We start from the raw sequence: 17066 nt of genomic DNA, 5'->3' as shown, positions 1-17066 counted from the left end.
TTCCCGGTGGACGCCGCCGACTTCGAGGACCTGCGCGCCGCCATCGGCCGCCTGCGCCTGAACGACGCCTCCTTCACCTACGAGATGGAGACCAGCGCGGCCCTGGGCTTCGGCTTCCGCTGCGGGTTCCTGGGCCTGCTGCACCTGGAGATCATCCAGGAGCGCCTGAGCCGCGAGTTCGACCTCGACCTGATCGCGACCGCGCCCAGCGTGGTCTACAAGATCGGCCTGAACGACGGCTCGGAGATGGAGTTGCACAACCCGGCCGACCTGCCCGATCCGGTGAAGATCGCCACCATCGCCGAACCCTGGATCAAGGCCACCATCCTGACCCCGGACGAGTATCTCGGCTCGGTGATCAAGCTCTGCCAGGACCGCCGCGGCGAGCAGCGGGAACTCTCCTATGTCGGCTCCCGCGCCCTGGTGGTCTACGACCTGCCGCTGAACGAGGTGGTGTTCGACTTCTACGACCGGCTCAAGAGCGTCTCCAAGGGCTACGCCTCCTTCGACTACGCCATCGAGGACTACCGGGTCGGCAACCTGGTGAAGATGTCGATCCTGGTGAACTCTGAGCCGGTGGACGCGCTGTCCATGCTGGTCCACGCCGACCGAGCCGAGGCCAGGGGCCGCGGCATGGTGGAGAAGATGAAGGACCTCATCAGTCCCCACATGTTCCAGATCCCGATCCAGGCGGCCATAGGCGGCCGGATCATCGCCCGGGAGACGGTGCGCGCCCTGCGCAAGGACGTGACGGCCAAGTGCTACGGCGGCGACATGAGCCGCAAACGCAAGCTGCTGGACAAGCAGAAGGCCGGCAAGAAGCGCATGCGCCAGTTCGGCAAGGTGGAGATCCCGCAGGAGGCCTTCATCGCCGCCCTGAAGATGGACGCCGACTAGGCGGCAAGATCTCAATAAGGTTTAAATATAGAAGGTGACTCAGTTCCGACGAGTCTCTTATAGAATTCAATCGCGTATCTGTCCGTCATGGACGCAATAAAGTCACAAACTATTCGATGCTTGAATGGATGGGAGTCGACACTGACACACATCTGACGACAATCTTCCGGCATCATTAGTATGCCTGACGGCTTCATTAACGCTTGATATATAGAAGATAACATGTCCCTCCCCCTATATTCTGATAGCCGAAGAAATGAGGACATAATTAGAGATTTGTAGGCGTACGTCTTCAATACTTCAACGCACAGAAAGTCATCAAAATCCAACCTTGCGTTCCAGAAGATCGGATTTCCGCCCCGCGTCTTCGATGCTACCTTTACTCCTTCAACGAATCTCTTAATCAAATAAGAAGTTAGAGCTGTTCTATAATATCCACTCGACGCCCAAAGTTCAGACTCGCTAAACACCGAGGTACTTACGATTGCAAGCTGCCCCGCAAACGAGGCATCCTCAAGAGCATTGAGAGTAGTGTCACCTAGCGCAAGCGCTTCACTGAATACGTCCTGCACGACGCTATCGACATCAGAAGCAGAAAAGCCTTTCCACTTCTTTTCCATCTCAGGATAGTATCGCTTCGCCCTGGATTTGACCGTGGAAGCAACGTCTTCTTTAAAACTCGTGTCGGCAGCCAACATTTTCAGCGGATTTAGAAAACCCGCCTTTAGCGCGTCTTCCAGATCATATGTCGAATAGGCGATATCATCCGATATATCCATGATGGAGCATTCGATTGTGCGAAAGCTTACCCCGTCTGGGGGATCGCCAACCGATTGCTTGACAAACGAAATTACGTCAGCGTCGTCGTAATAGTAGCCCTTTACAACGGCCTCATGCGGCGACTTATTTGGTGGAATTAAAGAGTCATACTTAAGCATGGCCGCCATGGACCGCGCACTCAAATCCAACCCAAGGCGCAAATCTTTGACGTTATCTCCGATTTCTAAAAGCCGCCGAGGATCGTCGCCAAGCACTTCCTTCTTTTCGAGCTTAGCTACAATTCGAAGCGTCTGAGCATTGCCTTCGAAGCCGCCAGCCCCATTCATGAGGCTATGCAAGGCCTCCTCGCCATTGTGGCCAAATGGCGGGTGCCCAATATCGTGAGCCAGCGCCGCAAGCTCGCACAAACGCTCGCTTATGTTATTCTTGCGGTAGTAAGGGTGGGTTGAATTAATCTTGCGGGCGATAGCACTCGCAATTTGCGCCACTTCAAGAGAATGCGTCAGTCTGTTCCGAAAGAAATCGTTCTCATCGGATGGAAAGAGCTGCGTCTTGCCTGTCAGGCGCCGAAAAGCGGGACTGTGAAGCACCCGCGCATAGTCTCTCTGAAAGTCATCGCGATACCGCGCATCGCCGACGTCGCGTCCAGGATTCTTCCCAGATCGCCGCGCTGCCCCCCCAGGCGGATAGAGCATCTACTTTTTAGGGGGCACAAGCCGTGTGGGCGCAGGCTGCGGTTTGGATGGTTTATAGACCGTTGGATGGCTTCTGAGAGAACTTAGTTTTTCCGCTACTGCGGTATTGGCGCTGCCAACGAGCCTTGCATAGGTAGACGCTGCCATAAGAGCCTCTCTGTCTGACTCGTTGATAACACACGCAGCGAGCTCAGAGGTAAACGAAAATTAGCCATTTCCGGCTGGGAATAATGTTGGTGGCTCAAAGACCGCACCATTCGCACAAGCGGAGATTTTCACCCAAATCGACACATTAATTAGCAGCGTTAGGAAACCAGCCTGGCAACCGGGCGCGCCCTGCGCAAGGACGTGACGGCCAAGTGCTACGGCGGCGACATGAGCCGCAAGCGCAAGCTGCTGGACAAGCAGAAGGCCGGCAAGAAGCGCATGCGCCAGTTCGGCAAGGTGGAGATCCCGCAGGAGGCCTTCATCGCCGCCCTGAAGATGGACGCGGATTAGGCGGACGCCACAGGGCGGCGTTGTGGGACAACGCGGTTATGGGCTAGGCTTGGCGCTTCAACGGTCCGCGCGCGGCTGACACTCAGCCTGGCGGTGGCCGGCCAGAGACCCTTGTCATGTCCCAGCGCGTCCTTCGTCGCCTCGCCGCGGTCGCCGCCATCTCGAGCCTCGCGGGTCTCGCCCACGCGCAGGCGCCGGTGACCGTCTCGCCCGGCGCCCAGCTGGCGGCCCTGCGAAACGGGGTCGTGTCGCTGCACCCCGACAGCCTGACGGTGCTGGCCCGGAACCCGTCGGCCCTGAGCGACCAGGTCGGCGCCCTGCGGGTCAAGTACGTCCCCCGCGCCGGTGACCTCCCGACGGCCGGCGGGGTCAATCCCCTGGCCTGCAGCGCCGAGCCCGGCGGGCCGGGCTTCAACTGCACGCCCGTCTCGATGTCGGTTCCCGGCGAGCGCCTGGGCGCCGGAACGGCGCCGCGGGCTAGATCGCCGAATTAGGCCTCAGCCGTCCAACTCGGGGTCGTGCCGGAGCGGGCGCCAGCGCGCGCCTTGCCGCAGGGCCACGCCCTCGCCTAGAAAGCGCCATCAAGCTTGGCTATGCAGCCGCCATCACTGAGGAGTTCTTCGATGCGTAAGGTTCTGGTTCTCGCCGTCACCGCCGCCGCCCTGCTCACCGGCGCCTGCAACACCGTCTCCGGCGTGGGCCGGGATGTCTCCGCCGCCGGCAAGGCCGTCACCGGCGCCGCCGACGACGCCAAGAAGTAGGACCGGTCAGGCGTCCTCCTCGCGGGAGGCCGCCTGCGCGATCTTGACCCGGTCCTCCAGTGGCGACACCGCCGGATCGGCCTGCGCCATCTTGTCCTCGGCGGGCGTGGTGGGGCCTGTGTGGCCATGCACGCCCTTGTCGCCCGTCGGGGCCGGTCGGTCGGAATTCATGAGCCTTCTCCGCGTCTTGCTCATCAATGGGTTGCGCGGCTGATACGTTCCCGCTGGCGCGGTGGGACCTAACGACGCGCCATAAATGGGGAACCCCAAGCCCCGCCTGGGATTGCGAAGATCATGTACCCGATGCGACCGCCCGTCACCTTGGACTCTTCCGATCCGGCTTCCCATATGCCGGCCATGTCCCGTCACGAACCTCCCACCCTCATCCAGGCCATGACCCGCGGCCTCCGCGGCAAGTGCCCCCACTGCAATGAAGGCGCCCTCTACTGGCGCTACCTGAAGGTCGAGCCCCGCTGCCAGGCCTGCGGCCACGACTTGGCCCAGTACCCCGCCGACGACGGCCCGGCCTATTTCACCATCCTCATCGTCGGCCACCTGCTGGTGGCGCCCCTGCTGTTCTTCCCGATCATCTGGCAGGCGCCCACCGCCATCATGGTGCCCGCCACCCTGATCCCGCTGGCCGGCGCGACCCTGGCCCTGCTGCCCCGGATCAAGGGCGCCTTCATCGGCCTGCTCTACATCCTTCGGGTCAAGGAGCGGGACGCCCACCTGCATACCGCCGACATGGCCGACTAACTCCGGCCGCAACCTTCTCCGGCGACGCTCGTTTCTGCGCCTGAACGCCCGGCCAACCGGCCAGGCTCAAGGGAGGCTAGACGCCATGTCGCTGGGGACCATCCTACTCATCATTCTCGTGCTCGCCCTGGTCGGCGCCCTGCCCACCTGGGGCCACTCGCGCTCCTGGGGCTACATGCCGTCGGGCGGGCTTGGCCTGGTCCTGGTGATCGTGCTGATCCTGGTCCTGTTGGGCCGCATATAGGCAGACCGGCCTTCGCTTAGGTCAAAACACCCTCTAGCATCCTCCCGAGCCAGTATCGTTTGGGGGGATGTATGACGGTCACGGAAAGCGGCGGCGAGCTTTCGCCCGAGGCGATGGCGCCCGGGCTGACGCCGCTGCAGCGCGCCAGGGCGATCCTCGGCGGATCGGCCGGCAATTTCGTCGAGTGGTATGACTGGTTCGCCTACTCCTCCTTCACCCTCTATTTCGCCAAGCACTTCTTCCCCAAGGGCGATGAGACCGCCCAGCTGCTGCAGGCCGCCGCGGTCTTCGCCGTGGGCTTCCTGGCGAGGCCTGTCGGCGCCTGGTTCATGGGGCTCTACGCCGACCGCGCCGGCCGCAAGAAGGCGCTCACCGTCTCGGTCTCGATGATGTGCGCCGGCTCCTTCGCCATCGCCATCATCCCCGACTACGGCATGATCGGGACCGCCGCCCCGGTGGCCCTGGTCCTGGCCCGCCTGGTCCAGGGCCTGTCGCTCGGCGGTGAGTACGGCGCCAGCGCCACCTACATGTCGGAGATGGCCGGCAAGAAGCGCCGCGGCTTCTGGTCCAGCTTCCTGTTCGTGACCCTGATCCTGGGCCAGCTCACCGCCCTGGGCGTGCTGATCCTGCTGCAGAACGTGCTCTCCCAGGAGGATCTCGAGGCCTGGGGCTGGCGCATCCCCTTCGCCATCGGCGGAGTCCTGGCCATCGTGGTGTTCTGGATCCGCACCGGCCTGGAGGAAAGCCAGTCCTACCTCACCGCCCAGGCGGAGGGGGCCGAGCGCTCGCGGACCATGCTGCTGTTCGTGAAGTTCCCGAAGGAGACGGCGACCATCTTCGCCCTGACCTCCGCCGGCTCCTTGGCCTTCTACGCCTACACCACCTACATGCAGAAGTTCCTGGTCAACACCTCGGGCTTCAGCAAGGACGCCGCCACCGCCGTCACCGCCGGCGCCCTGGTGGTCTACATGTTCGCCCAGCCGGCCTTCGGCGCCCTGTCGGACCTGGTGGGACGCAAGACCACCCTGGCCGCCGCCTTCCTGCTGGGAACCCTCTTCACCTATCCGATCTTCTCGAGGATCGCGGTGACCAGCGACCCCATGATGGCCTTCGCCCTGATGTGCGCCCTGGTGCTGATCCTGTCGGGCTACACCGCCGTCAACGCGGTTCTGAAGGCCGAGCTGTTCCCGGCCCACGTCCGGGCCCTGGGCGTGGCCCTGCCCTACGCCACCGCCAACGCCATCTTCGGCGGCACGGCCGAGTACGTCGCCCTGTGGTTCAAGAAGGAGGGCATGGAGAGTGGCTTCTACGTCTATGTCGCCACCATCATGGGCCTGGCCTTCCTGGTGGCGCTCACCCTGCGCAACACCAACCGCCACAGCCTGATCGCCGAGGACTGACCGCGTGAAACTCTCGCCCCTCGACCTCACCGCCCTGATCGTCTTCCTGGTGGTCTGGCTGGCCTATGAGCCCCTGCTCAAGGTCGTGGCGCGGGGCAAGGGCGCCATCACCACCGACATGACCGTCATCCGGGTGGCCTGGATGAAGAACATGGCCGGGCGCGAGAACCGGTTCATGGACGGCCAGCTGCTGGGCCACGCCTTGAACTCGGCCTCCTTCTTCGCCTCCTCAAACCTGATCCTGATCGCCGGGGCCGCCGGCGTGCTGTTCGGGGGTGAATCCACCTTCCGCAGCGCCTCGAGCCTGATCGCCATCCAGACCTCCTCGCGCCTGCTGTTCGAGGGCCAGATCGCCCTGGTCCTGGTGGCGCTCGCCCGCGGCCTGCTCGACTTCATCTGGGCGATCCGCCAGATGAACTACTGCATCGCCGCGGTCGGGGCCGCCCCCGACACCGAGGACGAGGCCTTCAAGGCCGCCTATGGCGAGGCCGCCGCCCGCCTGCTCAACCCGGCGCTCTCGGCCTTCAACGCCGGGGTGCGGGGCTACTACTTCGCCCTGGCGGCTGCGGCCTGGCTGTTCGGACCCGTCGCCTTCATGCTCGCCACCCTGGGCGCCGTCAGCCTGCTGCTCTGGCGCCAGCGCCGCTCCAAGGCCGCCGGGGCCATCTCCGACCTCCGCAAGCTGCTGCAGGGCGGCTAGAGCGCAATTCCTCCCCCGGATCGCGCTTCTGTATAGACGGGGGAGGTGGCGCGCGCGGGAGCGCGTGACGGAGGGGGCTCGGGCCGTTGAACCTGCACAGCCCGAACCCCCTCCACCGCTTCGCGGTCCCCCTCCCCCGACGGGGAGGAATCTAGAGCCCCAGTTCCTTTCGCGCCGCCCGCGTCAGCTTGGCGGCCACCAGGCCGTGCGCCGTCTTCAGCCAATCGGCCACCTCGTCGCGATCCAACGCCGCCAGGTCGTCGAAGGACACCCATTTGGCCCGGGCCAGATAGGGCGCCGGCTTGGCCATGCCGCTCTGGGTCATCACCTCGTAGGCCAGGTCCGTGACCTTGAACATCAGGCCGCCGGCCAGGCCGGCGATGGCGAAGATCCTGCCGCCCACCTTGTAGACGTCGCTGCCGCCCCACTGGACGACCTTGGCGGCCCCGGGCAGGGCCAGGCAGGTCTTGTCCAGCTCCGCGGGGGTCAACGGGCGGCCTCCTCGACGGCGTTGCGCGGCCGCCAGGATAGGGCGTGGCCGACCCGATCCCAACCATCTTGCGGCCGCGACCGGACGCCGCTTGCCCCCGCAACCTTCATGAGTTATTGCCCGCCTTCCGCGAAGGGCCTAGCGCCCCTCGCGGCGGCCGGTGAGGTGGCGGAGTGGTCGATCGCGCACGCTTGGAAAGCGTGTTTAGGTGAAAGCCTAACGAGGGTTCGAATCCCTCTCTCACCGCCAAAATTCCCGCCCAGGGACGTCAGGCTCCGAGCCAAATCAATCAGGGCGGCGCGGCGGATACGGCGCGAACAGGCGGTCGCAGGGCAGCATGTCCTCGGGAAATTCCTTGGGTTCGATGTCCCCGGTGGCGAGTCCGGCGAGGAAATCGGTGAGGCCGCAGTCGAAGGCCTCGTACTCCCCCATCCCTCGGTCCCAGACCACGACGCCCCAGTCGTCCGGCTGGCCGCGTGGCAGCCAGAAGAGATAGTCCCCGAAGTCGGTCTTGCCGAACGGTAGGAGCCCGCCTGGGGCCGGCCAAAGCGGATAGGGTTGATCCTCGTCGTGGCGGAGATCGTCGCAGATTACGCGAACTTCCGACTGAAGCTGGACGTAAGGGCTCCTGGATACCGGGACGTGGACCCCTAGAAATTCCATGAAATCGCCGCATCCGTAAAGCCGCACGAAGTCCTTGTAGTCCTGCGGCAGCACCGTGCCGAGGTCAGCTTCGATCGCCTCCCATGGGCCGAGATACGCCTCCTCCGGGGCCTCCGGCGGTGGAACCACCTTGACCAAGTTCTCGATCGTCATCTGCGCTTCCCCGCAGGATTTTCAATGATCCGCGCGACGGGTGCGCCGCGCGACCCAATCGCCGTCAGGAGAATTCTCGCCGGTGGCAGCACCCCTGGAGCGTATAGTGGCGTAGCAGAATATTCGACGACTTCGCCCGCCTGAACCCTACGCCTTACTCCATCCTCGAATCTCCGCATTTGGGGAGAGTTGGCCGGCTTTTGTGTGAGCGTGACGAGGTTTCGCGGATCAAGACCCGAACCGCCCAGCTGCTTCGCCTGAAGGTGGCCTCTCGATTCGTTGAACTTTCTACCGTTGCCCTGCCAACCCGGCGGAGTCTGACGCCGATCAGCTCTTGTTCCAAAAGCGAGCATGGGCTCCGTGAGAGTCGCCATCACTCTGGTCGCCTGTCCTAGCGCGGTGGGCTGACCATACCGGACGTCGGGTTGTTTCACGACCGGCGGAGCCAAGGCTGCCCGTCTTGGTATCGGCGCCCTGCTGGCCGACGCGATACGGGGCGCCACTCCCAGCATTGCGGCGTCAGCGGCGCCTCCTGCCATCAGCGCCCCATTGCGCGCCCGTGGCGACGCGTTCGCTAGCGCGGCGAGCGCGTAGGCGGCGCTCCCGAGCGGATGGTCCGCCATGAAAAGGGCGCGCGCGACCGCGCGCTGCTGGTCCGCGCGCACGGCTGGCGAAATCGAGGGGTCATCCACTGGGACCAGGACGTTAGCTCGGCCATTGTCGACTTCCCTGTAGGTTTGACCACCGATCGTGACATAGGGGTTCGGGCGAGCGGCCCGATTGAGCAGAGCGAGACGACTGTCAACAGGTGGGAACGACGCCGCTGTCGGAGCAGGCGGCGAGGTCTTCGCATCCCGCCTCACCGAATGCTGTCGGATCATTTCGTCATATTGGTCCCCAAGTGGATCGGGGACGGAACGCGGCTTTCCCTTTGGCATCTCCGCCACTGAGCACCTCTTCGCTTTGTGATTTCACCCGCGCGCACCTAGCCGCAGCATCCAGCTGAATTTTTCACAAGCCTGACCTTTTGTCTAGAACAAATCAAGAACATTTATGGTTTGGCTACCCCCGGCGGCGGCGCCCGTCCAGCCGCCGCGATGGTTGCTCAAGCGGCCAGGTGGTGATCGGAATCTAGGCCCCCAGCCGCGCCTGGCTCTCGATGAGCCGCACCTCCAGCGGTCCTCGCCAGTCGTCAGCCGCCGTGAAGATCCGCTCCAGGGGATCGGCCGAGCTCAGGTGCGAGAAGCGTTCGTGGAACGCCCGCACGTCGTCCAGCACCGCCAGCACGATGGCCCGCTTGGAGCCGAACAGGTTGTAGGGGGTGGCCAGGCTGACCCCCGCCCCGGTCGCGAGCGCCCGCATCGACAGCCCCGCATTGCCGATCTCGGGGAGCAACTATTTCGACAGCCGCACAAGCCACCAGATCTCGTCCCAGGCAGCCTTCGGCGAGATCTACTGGAACATCACCGACGACCTGAAGCTGACCACCGGCCTGCGCTACACCGTCGATCGCAAGCGGGCCCAGCCCTACCAGCCCCGGCTGCTCACCGCCGGGATCGGCCAGGCCGAGCTGGCCCGCCTCTCCTCGCCGTCCGGCGCCCCCGCCGGACGGCGCTTCTTTGGTGATCCTAGAAGCCCTTGGTGATGGCGATCCCGTAGATGCGGGGATCGAGCAGGAAGATATTCCGGGTCGAGCCGAGGTTCTCGTCGGCGATGTCGAAGCCGACGATGGTGTCCTCGTCCATGGCGTTCTTCACGAACATCTGCACCGTCAGGTCGATGTCCGGATTGGCCACGATCAGGCTGGCGTTGAGGTTGTCCCAGGCCTGGATGCCGTCGAAGGCCGCGTTGTTGTAGCGCATGAAGCTTTCGCTCTGCCGGTAGTAGTCGCCCCGCAGGGTGACGTTCCAGCCGCTCTCCAACTCCCACCTGTATTGCGCGCCCAGGGACACCGTCCATTTCGGCGCATTGGGCAGTTCGTTGCCCTTCAGGTTCTGCCGCACGCCCTCGCCGGCCCCATTGGTGTACAGCGAGACATTGGAGCCGTAGCTGTACATGCCCGCCGCCAGGGCCGCGGCGGCGGCCGGGGTGTTGCCGGCCGCCACCAGACCCGCGGTGACCGAGGTCGGACCCGAACAGACCCGGTTGGCCAGGGTCGCGGCGCCGCCCGGAACCGCCAGGATCGCCGCCACCCCGGTGGCCCGCACCACGCAGCCGCCGCTGGTGGAGTTGCCGTAGATATAGGTGCTGTCGCCCCGGGTGCGATCGAAGGTGTCGACCACCACGCCCTGCTCGATCTTGGTGTCGAGGTAGCCGATATTGGCGTTGAGTCTCAGGTTCTCGATCGGGCTCCAGACGCTCTCCAGTTCCAGGCCCTTGATCTTGGCGTCGATGTTCTCGTTGTAGACCGACCGGTTCACGCTGCGGCCGATCTGATAGCCCTTATAGTCGTAGGAGAAGGCGGTCAGGTTCAGCAGCAACTGACCGTCCATCAGGGTGTTCTTCACCCCGACCTCCAGGGCGTTGACGAACTCCGGCGCATAGCTGGGGTTCAGGCCCAGGGCCACGACGCCGGGCGGGTTGAAGCCGCCGCCCTTGTAGCCCTTCGAATAGGACCCATAGACCAGGGTCTCGTCGGTGAAGGACAGGTCGGGCTTCCAGTCGACATTGAAGCGTCCCGTCGTCTCCTTGAACTGCACCCTCTGTTCGGCGGTGTAGACCGGACCGCGGCCCGGGGTGAACAGGGTCGAGCCGGAGCCCCGGGTCCACTTCTTGTCGTCGGTGTAGCGCAGGCCGAGCGTCGCCCGCAGGGTGTCGGTGGCCTGCCAGTAGACCTCGCCGAACACCGCCTTGGACTTGAGTTTGTATTCGGTCCGGCTGACGAAATAGTTGTGGCCGGTGAAGTCGGGCTCGCGCAGCGGGTCGATATAGCCGGTCGGGACCAGCACCCTCAGGGCCGCCGTCGCCGCATTGGTGGCGACATAGGTGATGCTCATGGCGTCATAGTCGAGATAGATGCCGCCGATATTGAAGTTCAGCGGCCCGTCGAACTTGGACTGCAGGCGCAGTTCCTGGGTCACCTGCTCGTTGTGACCGACCCCGCCGGACTCGCTCTGCAGCCGGTCGGTGGCGCCGAACTGCGGATCGTTGAGGATGCCGGCGGGCGTGTAGGGCGTGATCCCGAACGTCACCGAGGAATAGCCGCCGGTGGAGTCGCCGCGAGAGTAGTTCTCGTTTTCGTTGTAGCTGGTGAGCGAGGTGAAGGTCAGGCCCGGCGTCAGGTCCCACTCCACATTGAACTCGTAGAGATCGGTGCGCGGCCGGTAGATCGGCTGGCCCACCACCTCCACCGCCCGCAGGTCGTGGGAGATGGTCTTGCCGAGGAAGGAGTCCAGCGGCTGCAGGCCGATCTGCCGGGCGATGATGCCCGAGAAGGTGGAGAGCTGGTTGGTGGTTCCGTAGGCGGCGGGATCGTAGACCGAGGCCGCCCGGCAGCCCTGGGTGAGGCCCGCCTGGGCCGCGCCGGTGGCCACCCCCAGCACCGAGGTCGGGCCGGGATCCTTCACGCACAGCTGCTTGCGCGCCCCGCGGCTGTCATCCTCGGCGAAGCTCTCCCACAGCAGGAAGCTGCGCAGATTGTCGGTGGGGGTGAAGGCCAGGGTCACCCGGCCCGCCCAGATGTCGCGGCTGTCGATGTCCTGGCCGTTGAGCAGGTTGGTGGTGTAGCCCTCCCGCTGCAGGGCGAAGCCGGCGGCGCGCAGGGCGAACTTCTCGCCCAGGGGAACGTTCACATAGCCCTGATATTTCAGAGACTTGTAGTTTCCGAACTCGGCGGTGAGGGACCCGCTCAGCTGATCGTTGGGCTTGTTGGAGATGATGTTCACCACCCCGCCGGTGGCGTTGCGGCCATAGAGGGTCCCCTGGGGCCCGCGCAGCACCTCCACCCGCTCGACGTCATAGAACTCGGCGTCGGCGATCCGATTGGCCGTGAGCGGAACATTGTTCTCGTGGATGCCGACCCCGTCGTCGCCCGACAGCGAGACCAGCTGGGCGCCGACCCCGCGGATCTGGAAGTTGGTGCGCAGGGCGCGGCGGGTGAAGGTCAGGTTGGGCACCGACTGGACGAGGTTGCCGGCCCCGTCGATGCCCTGGGCCTTGAGCGCCTGTTCGCTGAAGGCCGAGACGGCGATCGGCACGTCCTGCACCGACTCCTCCCGCTTCTGGGCGGTGACGATCAGTTCCTCCAGCAGGGCGCCCCGGCCGGCGTCCTGGGCGCGGGCGAGGTCCGGCGCGGCGCAGATCAGCACCATCGCGGACGCGGACAGCATCAGGGCCTTGGTCATGTCTTCCCTCCCAGGCATCCGCTGATCGGATGCTGTTCTTCCCATGGCCCACCGTCGAGGGAAGGCCTTTGGCGAACGCTAGGTCCGCGCGGGAGGGCGCGTCAAGTATTTGACAGATCAGTGAAATCCGAACACGGTTCGGACTGGGACTGGGGGATGGCCGTCCCGGAGCGGGGTCAGCCCGCCGCGGCGCTGGGGGTGTCGCTCCGGGCGTAGCGCTGGCTGACGCGGCGCAGGCCCTCCAGGATCGCCTTGGTGCCGTTGCTGTCCTTGCCCGCCTCGGTGTGCAGCAGCAGGCGGAAGGCGCGCAGGTGGACGGCCACGGCGTTGGGGTCCCACTTCTCCTGGCTCTTCAGGTAGTCCACCAGGTCGGCCAGGCTGACCAGCGCGGTGTCGATGGGCGCCAGGTCGCAGGCGGTGGGCACGCCGATGGCGGCGCTGGCGATGGCGTAGAGTTCGTCGGCCACCTTGGGATCGTACTCGCCATTGGCGCGGTTGGCGCACAGTTCGGCCTGGTCGAGCGTCACCCGCAACTCGTCGAGGCACTCGGCGCGCAGGCTCGCGAGCCCCGCCCCGGCGCGCTTGACCGCGTCGGCCACCGGAAGGCCGCCTGGGGTGCGCAGCAGCTTGGCCAGCCGCACCACGGGAACATGGATCTTTACCGAGCTCAAAGTGTCACCCGCCGTGTCTTCAGCATGCCGTCAATGCTGTCCTGTTCCATGTTGGGCGAGCTCGCCTCGCCGACGTCGCCGGCCAGGTCGTCCCGCCGGCGTCCGACCTTGCCGGTCGGCACGCCCTCGTTCTTGAAGCGCCGATCAGGCCCCATATAGGTGTCGCATTCCACGAACCTGCGGCCCTCCCGGGCGATCCACAGGACGCGCTCCAGGACGGTGATGGGGGTCAAGGGCTTGGTCATGACGAAGTGGGCGCCGCAATCGCGCGCCTTCTGCACCGCCCCGCCGGGCGTGTGGCCCGCCGTCAGCAACACCGGGGCATAGCAGTTGGGTTCGATCCGCGAGCGGCGCAGCCAGCTGACGAAATCATAGCCCGCGCCGCTGGCGCCCAGGGCGTCGGCCACCACCAGGTCCAGCTCGACCTTGCCGACGATGGCCTGGGCTTCCTCGACGTTCTCGGCCCGGTGCAGCACCTTGGCGCCGAAGCCGGTGAGGATCTGGACCAGGATGTTCATGCCCATGACCGATTCCTCGAGAACCAGCACCGAGGCGCGTTCGAGGTTGAATCGGGCGCGGGAATCCGGGCTGAGACCCATTCTGAATGTAACGTGCGCTCTGGCGGGCAGCCTGCCCGGGACCGCAGCGATCCTTCGTTCCGACGCGTTTCGCGACGCCGACAGTCTCGCCAAAGAGGGTTAAGAACATCTTCCACGGCTTACGGTGCGACAGGGCGTCACAGAGCGCCGGTCTCCCGAGCCTGAACTTCAGAACCGGGTTCTACTTCAGGCTGTTAGCCTCAACCGCCAGGCCGCAGATAGAGGGGATTGGTCAGCAGGATCAGCCGCCCGTCGGCGCCCCTCAGGTCCACCCGCAGCCAGCCGGGTTTCCCGTCGCTCACCAGGTCGAAGACCCGCGTCTCGTCGTCCCCGGCCAGGTCCGGATGGGTCAGAGTCGCCCGGCCCGCCGCGGCGCCCGCCAGGCTCAACCGGGCCCCGGCTCCACCCCGCACATGGACGCTCACCCGTACCGTCGTCCCCGCCGGCGCAACCAGGACATCGCCCATCTCGGCGCTCTGGCCGAGCGCCTCGCCGGTCACCTCGATCAGCCGGTCGCGGGAGCCGCTGACGTCGATGAAGACGTGGCCGGCGCGGATCGCCGCCAGGATCGCGGCCTGCGACTTTTGCGCGGCGTGGACCACCGTGGTGGGCATGCCGACGGCCGGCGCCTTGGCGGGATCGAGGGTCGCGTCGTGATTGTCCGAGCCGCCGATGGCCGTGATCCTCCAGCCTTCGTTCAGCCGCGCCTCCCAGAAGGGGATGCCCGAGAACGGCCCCTCGGCCTTGCCGCCGATCAGGGCCATGCCGCCGCCGTTCACCGCCTCCATCGCCGCGATGGCGCCATAGGGGGTGTCGGCCACGCTCCAGCCGCAGCCCATGCAGGCCTCGCCCGAGGGCAGGGCCGGGTGGTTGATGGAGATCAGGCCGCCGGCCGCGTCCACCTGGTCGAGGATCTTGCCGAGCCTCGGCGCCCGCGGGCCGCCCAGCTGGAAATCGATCGGTCCGGTGGGGCCGAAGACATTGGCGTGGCCCTGGAAGGTGGTGATCTCGCGGCCCGGGATCAGCACCAGGTCGTCGAAATAGGCCGCCAGTTCGCGCAAGGGGCCGGTCTGCGAGGTGGCGTTGTGGTCGGTGACGCTGACGAAATCCAGCCCCCGCGCCGAGGCCGCCTCCAGGGTCTTGAACACCGGACAGGGAACCTTGGCCCCAAGCTGCGACAGGCAGGTCCCGTCCGAATGGCCGGTGTGCAGATGCAGGTCGCCGCGATACCAGCCCGGCCCGCCCGGGGCCTGGGACAGATTGGCGGCCTGCGAGAACCAGATCCTGGCCCTATAGGTGGCGCTCGTCCCCTTGCGGATATTGGGCGCCCCCAGCACCAGCTTCCAGGTCCCCGCCGGCAGCGGCCCGGCCAGGTATGACGGCGTCGCCTCGGCCTCGGAGAGGGTGAAGCCCGCCTTGTTCCCCCCGCTCCAGCCCCGGAACCGCTGCGGGTCGCGCAAGCCCAGGTCGATCGTCGCCTTCTGCTCGCGCCCCGAATAGTCGAAGCCCACGGTGATCCGCGTGACACCGGCCGGAACCTTGAACGGGACCTCGAGGTAGGTCTGGTGATCGGCGCCGGTCAGGGTTCCGGTGAGGGTGAGGTCGGGGGCCTGCGCGCGCGCCGCGCCGCTGAACAACAGGGCCGCCAGGAAGGCCAGGATGTGGAAGCTGCGCCGCATGGGAAGGAAACTATCCACGAACCCCACGAACCACACGAACAAAGCGCGCCGCTTCCCCTCCGTGTCGCCCGGGTTTCCCCTCCGTGTCATCCCGGCTCTCCGCTTCGCTGCGGCCGGGATGACACGCTTGGGGTGACGCGACCCAAGATCCTCCCCCAGGCGCGTAGCGGCGATGTGGGGGAGGTGGACCGCATCGCAGATGCGGGACGGAGGGGGATCGACGTAGTCGACCTCCGCGAAACAAGGGTCAAAGTCCCCCTCAGGCGCTTCGCGCCAGCTCCCCCAGTGGGGGGAGCATCTGTTCGTGAGGTTCGTGGTTCCAAATCCTGTTTTGCTGCGCAGCATTCCGGCACAAAAACGCCCTCCCCCGTCTCCAGGGAAGGGCGAAATTGCTGCACTTGATGCTGCGCAGCATAGAGTGCGGTAAGTCGTTGAAAAAACTCTACGCTTCGTTGCCGAAGATCACCGTGCCGGCGGCGGCGAACATGCCCCCGACGCCCTGGCAGACGCTGATCTTGGCGTCCTTCACCTGGGCCGCGGCGGTGCCGCGCATCTGCCGCACGCTCTCCATCAGGGCGTACATCCCGTACATGCCCGAGTGCATGTAGGAGAGCCCGCCGCCGTTGGTGTTCATGGGCAGCTTGCCGCCGATGGCGGTGTTGCGCTCACGCACGAAGTCCTTGGCCTCACCGGGCTTCACGAAGCCCAGGTCCTCCAGGCCGTACAGCGGCAGGTGGGCGAAGGCGTCGTAGATCATCAGGTGATCGACGTCGGCGTGCTTGATGCCGGCTTCCTCGAAGGCCTTCTTGCCCGAGACGCGGAACGCCTTGGAGGAGTTGAAGTCCTCCATCTGGCTGACCATCGGGGTCTCCACGCTCTCCCCGGTGCCCAGTACATAGACCGGCTTGTTGGGGAAGTCCTTGGCGCGGTCGGCGCTGGTGAGGATCAAGGCCCCGCCACCGTCGGTGACCAGGCAGCACATCAGCATGCGGAACGGCCAGGCGATCATCGGCGAGTTCAGCACGTCGTCGACGGTGATCGGGTCCTTGAACGAGGCGCGCGGGTTCCGCGCCGCCCACTCCCGCTGAACCACGGCGACCATGGCCAGGTCCTCCTCGGTCACCCCGTAGGTCTTCATGTAGCGAAGCACCGGGATCGTGAACATGGTGGGCGGGCTGGTGACGCCGTAGGGCATCTCGAACTGGCCCATCAGCGAGGTGGCGTTACGGCCAAAGCCGCCGGCGCCGACGCGCGATCGGCCTGATTCCCCGTGGGTGATCAGGACAGTCTTGCACAGGCCCTCATTGATGGCGGCCGCCGCGTGGCGGACGTGCAGCATGAAGGAGCAGCCGCCGACGCTGGTGCCGTCGGCATAGGTGGGCGTGATGCCCAGATACTGGGCCAGTTCAACCGGGCTGACCCCGGCGGTGGCGACGCCGTCGATGTCCGAGGGCTTCAGCCCCGCGTCCTTCATGGCGTTGAGGGCGGCGTCGGCGTGCAGACCCAGGACGGAAACGTCCGGAATCTTGCCCATCTTGGTGGTTTCAGCGGCCCCGACGACCGCGACTGATTTCGGTTTCATATGCGCTCTCAGCCCTTCGCCGGTTCGAACAGGGGAAGGGAAATGTCGTCGGTCTGCTTCTCGAACTTCACCTGGACCTTCATGTCCAGCTGCAGGGCTTCCGGCGTCTGCGGACAGCCCACGATGTTGGTCATCAGGCGAGGACCTTCATCCAG

At 65.4% G+C, this 17066-nt stretch carries 19 protein-coding genes, 1 tRNA gene and 2 pseudogenes; 10 read left to right on the top strand and 12 right to left on the bottom strand.

Annotated features, from left to right (window positions below):
• Window positions 1-897: pseudogene (locus Q7T09_RS20015) on the top strand (elongation factor 4); the annotation flags it as partial.
• Window positions 898-908: 11 nt separating this feature from the next.
• Here the strand turns inward: Q7T09_RS20015 and dgt are convergent.
• Complete coding sequence (dgt, locus tag Q7T09_RS20010; protein WP_304701996.1) at window positions 909-2372, bottom strand: dGTP triphosphohydrolase; 1464 nt, start codon at window positions 2370-2372, stop codon at window positions 909-911.
• A 324-nt stretch (window positions 2373-2696) separates the two neighbouring features.
• Between dgt and Q7T09_RS20005 the strand changes: the two are divergent.
• The 3 genes and pseudogenes from Q7T09_RS20005 to Q7T09_RS19995 form a co-directional block, all read left to right on the top strand.
• Window positions 2697-2870 (top strand): annotated as a pseudogene (locus Q7T09_RS20005) (hypothetical protein); the annotation flags it as partial.
• Between the two features lie 116 nt (window positions 2871-2986).
• Window positions 2987-3364: a hypothetical protein gene (locus Q7T09_RS20000; RefSeq protein WP_304701995.1), complete on the top strand. Its 378-nt coding sequence runs from the start codon at window positions 2987-2989 to the stop codon at window positions 3362-3364.
• A 129-nt stretch (window positions 3365-3493) separates the two neighbouring features.
• Window positions 3494-3631, top strand: a complete 138-nt coding sequence (locus Q7T09_RS19995) for an entericidin A/B family lipoprotein (RefSeq protein ID WP_304701993.1) — start codon at window positions 3494-3496, stop codon at window positions 3629-3631.
• A 6-nt stretch (window positions 3632-3637) separates the two neighbouring features.
• Here Q7T09_RS19995 and Q7T09_RS19990 read toward each other — a convergent pair whose 3' ends face one another.
• Window positions 3638-3802, bottom strand: coding sequence for a hypothetical protein (locus Q7T09_RS19990; RefSeq protein WP_304701991.1), 165 nt, complete (start codon window positions 3800-3802; stop codon window positions 3638-3640).
• A 186-nt stretch (window positions 3803-3988) separates the two neighbouring features.
• Between Q7T09_RS19990 and Q7T09_RS19985 the strand changes: the two genes are divergently transcribed.
• The 4 genes from Q7T09_RS19985 to Q7T09_RS19970 all read left to right on the top strand — a co-directional run bounded on the left by Q7T09_RS19985 (window position 3989) and on the right by Q7T09_RS19970 (window position 6731).
• Complete coding sequence (locus tag Q7T09_RS19985) at window positions 3989-4387, top strand: DUF983 domain-containing protein (protein WP_370689296.1); 399 nt, start codon at window positions 3989-3991, stop codon at window positions 4385-4387.
• Between the two features lie 85 nt (window positions 4388-4472).
• Window positions 4473-4631, top strand: a complete 159-nt coding sequence (locus Q7T09_RS19980; protein ID WP_304701988.1) for a DUF3309 family protein — start codon at window positions 4473-4475, stop codon at window positions 4629-4631.
• 71 nt (window positions 4632-4702) lie between these two features.
• The gene (locus Q7T09_RS19975) at window positions 4703-6031 is read left to right on the top strand and encodes an MFS transporter (RefSeq protein ID WP_304701987.1); all 1329 of its coding nucleotides are present in this window, start codon (window positions 4703-4705) and stop codon (window positions 6029-6031) included.
• A gap of 4 nt (window positions 6032-6035) precedes the next feature.
• Entirely contained in the window at window positions 6036-6731 is a 696-nt protein-coding gene (locus Q7T09_RS19970; RefSeq protein ID WP_304701986.1) for a DUF599 domain-containing protein, read from the top strand.
• A gap of 151 nt (window positions 6732-6882) precedes the next feature.
• On the opposite strand, the gene Q7T09_RS19965 is transcribed toward Q7T09_RS19970, so the two are convergent.
• The gene (locus tag Q7T09_RS19965; RefSeq protein WP_304701984.1) at window positions 6883-7221 is read right to left on the bottom strand and encodes an MmcQ/YjbR family DNA-binding protein; all 339 of its coding nucleotides are present in this window, start codon (window positions 7219-7221) and stop codon (window positions 6883-6885) included.
• A gap of 159 nt (window positions 7222-7380) precedes the next feature.
• Between Q7T09_RS19965 and Q7T09_RS19960 the strand changes: the two genes are divergently transcribed.
• A tRNA-Ser gene (locus Q7T09_RS19960) sits at window positions 7381-7470 on the top strand.
• A gap of 36 nt (window positions 7471-7506) precedes the next feature.
• On the opposite strand, the gene Q7T09_RS19955 is transcribed toward Q7T09_RS19960, so the two are convergent.
• The 3 genes from Q7T09_RS19955 to Q7T09_RS19950 all read right to left on the bottom strand — a co-directional run bounded on the left by Q7T09_RS19955 (window position 7507) and on the right by Q7T09_RS19950 (window position 9399).
• Window positions 7507-8037: an SMI1/KNR4 family protein gene (locus Q7T09_RS19955; protein ID WP_304701982.1), complete on the bottom strand. Its 531-nt coding sequence runs from the start codon at window positions 8035-8037 to the stop codon at window positions 7507-7509.
• A complete protein-coding gene (locus Q7T09_RS20530; RefSeq protein WP_370689298.1) occupies window positions 8034-8549 on the bottom strand; it encodes a DNA/RNA non-specific endonuclease in 516 nt (171 codons plus the stop codon). Before Q7T09_RS20530 ends, Q7T09_RS19955 begins: the two co-directional genes overlap by 4 nt.
• A 619-nt stretch (window positions 8550-9168) precedes the next feature.
• Window positions 9169-9399, bottom strand: a complete 231-nt coding sequence (locus Q7T09_RS19950; RefSeq protein WP_304701981.1) for a hypothetical protein — start codon at window positions 9397-9399, stop codon at window positions 9169-9171.
• A 13-nt stretch (window positions 9400-9412) separates the two neighbouring features.
• On the opposite strand from Q7T09_RS19950, the gene Q7T09_RS19945 reads away from it, so the two are divergent.
• Window positions 9413-9682 (top strand): TonB-dependent receptor, encoded by a 270-nt coding sequence (locus Q7T09_RS19945; protein ID WP_304701980.1) that lies wholly within the window; start codon window positions 9413-9415, stop codon window positions 9680-9682.
• Here Q7T09_RS19945 and Q7T09_RS19940 read toward each other — a convergent pair.
• The 6 genes from Q7T09_RS19940 to Q7T09_RS20525 form a co-directional block, all read right to left on the bottom strand.
• Entirely contained in the window at window positions 9666-12380 is a 2715-nt protein-coding gene (locus Q7T09_RS19940) for a TonB-dependent receptor domain-containing protein (protein ID WP_304701978.1), read from the bottom strand. The two genes, Q7T09_RS19945 and Q7T09_RS19940, sit on opposite strands and share 17 nt — an antisense overlap.
• Window positions 12381-12556: 176 nt before the next feature.
• On the bottom strand, window positions 12557-13051 hold the full coding sequence (locus Q7T09_RS19935) for a hypothetical protein (protein ID WP_304701976.1): 495 nt from the start codon (window positions 13049-13051) through the stop codon (window positions 12557-12559).
• Window positions 13048-13650 (bottom strand): response regulator, encoded by a 603-nt coding sequence (locus tag Q7T09_RS19930; protein ID WP_304701975.1) that lies wholly within the window; start codon window positions 13648-13650, stop codon window positions 13048-13050. The genes Q7T09_RS19935 and Q7T09_RS19930 overlap by 4 nt, the downstream gene beginning before the upstream one ends.
• A 200-nt stretch (window positions 13651-13850) precedes the next feature.
• Window positions 13851-15329, bottom strand: a complete 1479-nt coding sequence (locus Q7T09_RS19925; RefSeq protein ID WP_304701974.1) for a CehA/McbA family metallohydrolase — start codon at window positions 15327-15329, stop codon at window positions 13851-13853.
• A gap of 442 nt (window positions 15330-15771) precedes the next feature.
• A complete protein-coding gene (locus tag Q7T09_RS19920) occupies window positions 15772-16911 on the bottom strand; it encodes a hypothetical protein (RefSeq protein ID WP_304701973.1) in 1140 nt (379 codons plus the stop codon).
• An 8-nt stretch (window positions 16912-16919) separates the two neighbouring features.
• Entirely contained in the window at window positions 16920-17066 is a 147-nt protein-coding gene (locus tag Q7T09_RS20525) for an OB-fold domain-containing protein (RefSeq protein WP_370689297.1), read from the bottom strand.

This window comes from Phenylobacterium sp. (assembly GCF_030645195.1).
In the GTDB taxonomy this organism is placed as follows: Bacteria; Pseudomonadota; Alphaproteobacteria; order Caulobacterales; family Caulobacteraceae; genus Phenylobacterium.
This window is presented reverse-complemented; position numbering and strand designations above follow the sequence as displayed.

What these genes read in the sequence shown, in the direction of transcription:
- Q7T09_RS19995 (WP_304701993.1), top strand. Translation starts at nt 3,494, where the DNA reads ATGCGTAAGGTTCTGGTTCTCGCCGTCACCGCCGCCGCCCTGCTCACC.
- Q7T09_RS19975 (WP_304701987.1), top strand. Translation starts at nt 4,703, where the DNA reads ATGACGGTCACGGAAAGCGGCGGCGAGCTTTCGCCCGAGGCGATGGCG.
- Q7T09_RS19955 (WP_304701982.1), bottom strand. Translation starts at nt 8,037, where the DNA reads ATGACGATCGAGAACTTGGTCAAGGTGGTTCCACCGCCGGAGGCCCCG.
- Q7T09_RS19925 (WP_304701974.1), bottom strand. Translation starts at nt 15,329, where the DNA reads ATGCGGCGCAGCTTCCACATCCTGGCCTTCCTGGCGGCCCTGTTGTTC.
- Q7T09_RS20530 (WP_370689298.1), bottom strand. Translation starts at nt 8,549, where the DNA reads ATGCTGGGAGTGGCGCCCCGTATCGCGTCGGCCAGCAGGGCGCCGATA.
- Q7T09_RS19980 (WP_304701988.1), top strand. Translation starts at nt 4,473, where the DNA reads ATGTCGCTGGGGACCATCCTACTCATCATTCTCGTGCTCGCCCTGGTC.
- dgt (WP_304701996.1), bottom strand. Translation starts at nt 2,372, where the DNA reads ATGCTCTATCCGCCTGGGGGGGCAGCGCGGCGATCTGGGAAGAATCCT.
- Q7T09_RS19950 (WP_304701981.1), bottom strand. Translation starts at nt 9,399, where the DNA reads ATGCGGGCGCTCGCGACCGGGGCGGGGGTCAGCCTGGCCACCCCCTAC.
- Q7T09_RS19990 (WP_304701991.1), bottom strand. Translation starts at nt 3,802, where the DNA reads ATGAATTCCGACCGACCGGCCCCGACGGGCGACAAGGGCGTGCATGGC.
- Q7T09_RS19940 (WP_304701978.1), bottom strand. Translation starts at nt 12,380, where the DNA reads ATGACCAAGGCCCTGATGCTGTCCGCGTCCGCGATGGTGCTGATCTGC.
- Q7T09_RS19930 (WP_304701975.1), bottom strand. Translation starts at nt 13,650, where the DNA reads ATGGGTCTCAGCCCGGATTCCCGCGCCCGATTCAACCTCGAACGCGCC.
- Q7T09_RS19920 (WP_304701973.1), bottom strand. Translation starts at nt 16,911, where the DNA reads ATGAAACCGAAATCAGTCGCGGTCGTCGGGGCCGCTGAAACCACCAAG.
- Q7T09_RS19985 (WP_370689296.1), top strand. Translation starts at nt 3,989, where the DNA reads ATGTCCCGTCACGAACCTCCCACCCTCATCCAGGCCATGACCCGCGGC.
- Q7T09_RS20000 (WP_304701995.1), top strand. Translation starts at nt 2,987, where the DNA reads ATGTCCCAGCGCGTCCTTCGTCGCCTCGCCGCGGTCGCCGCCATCTCG.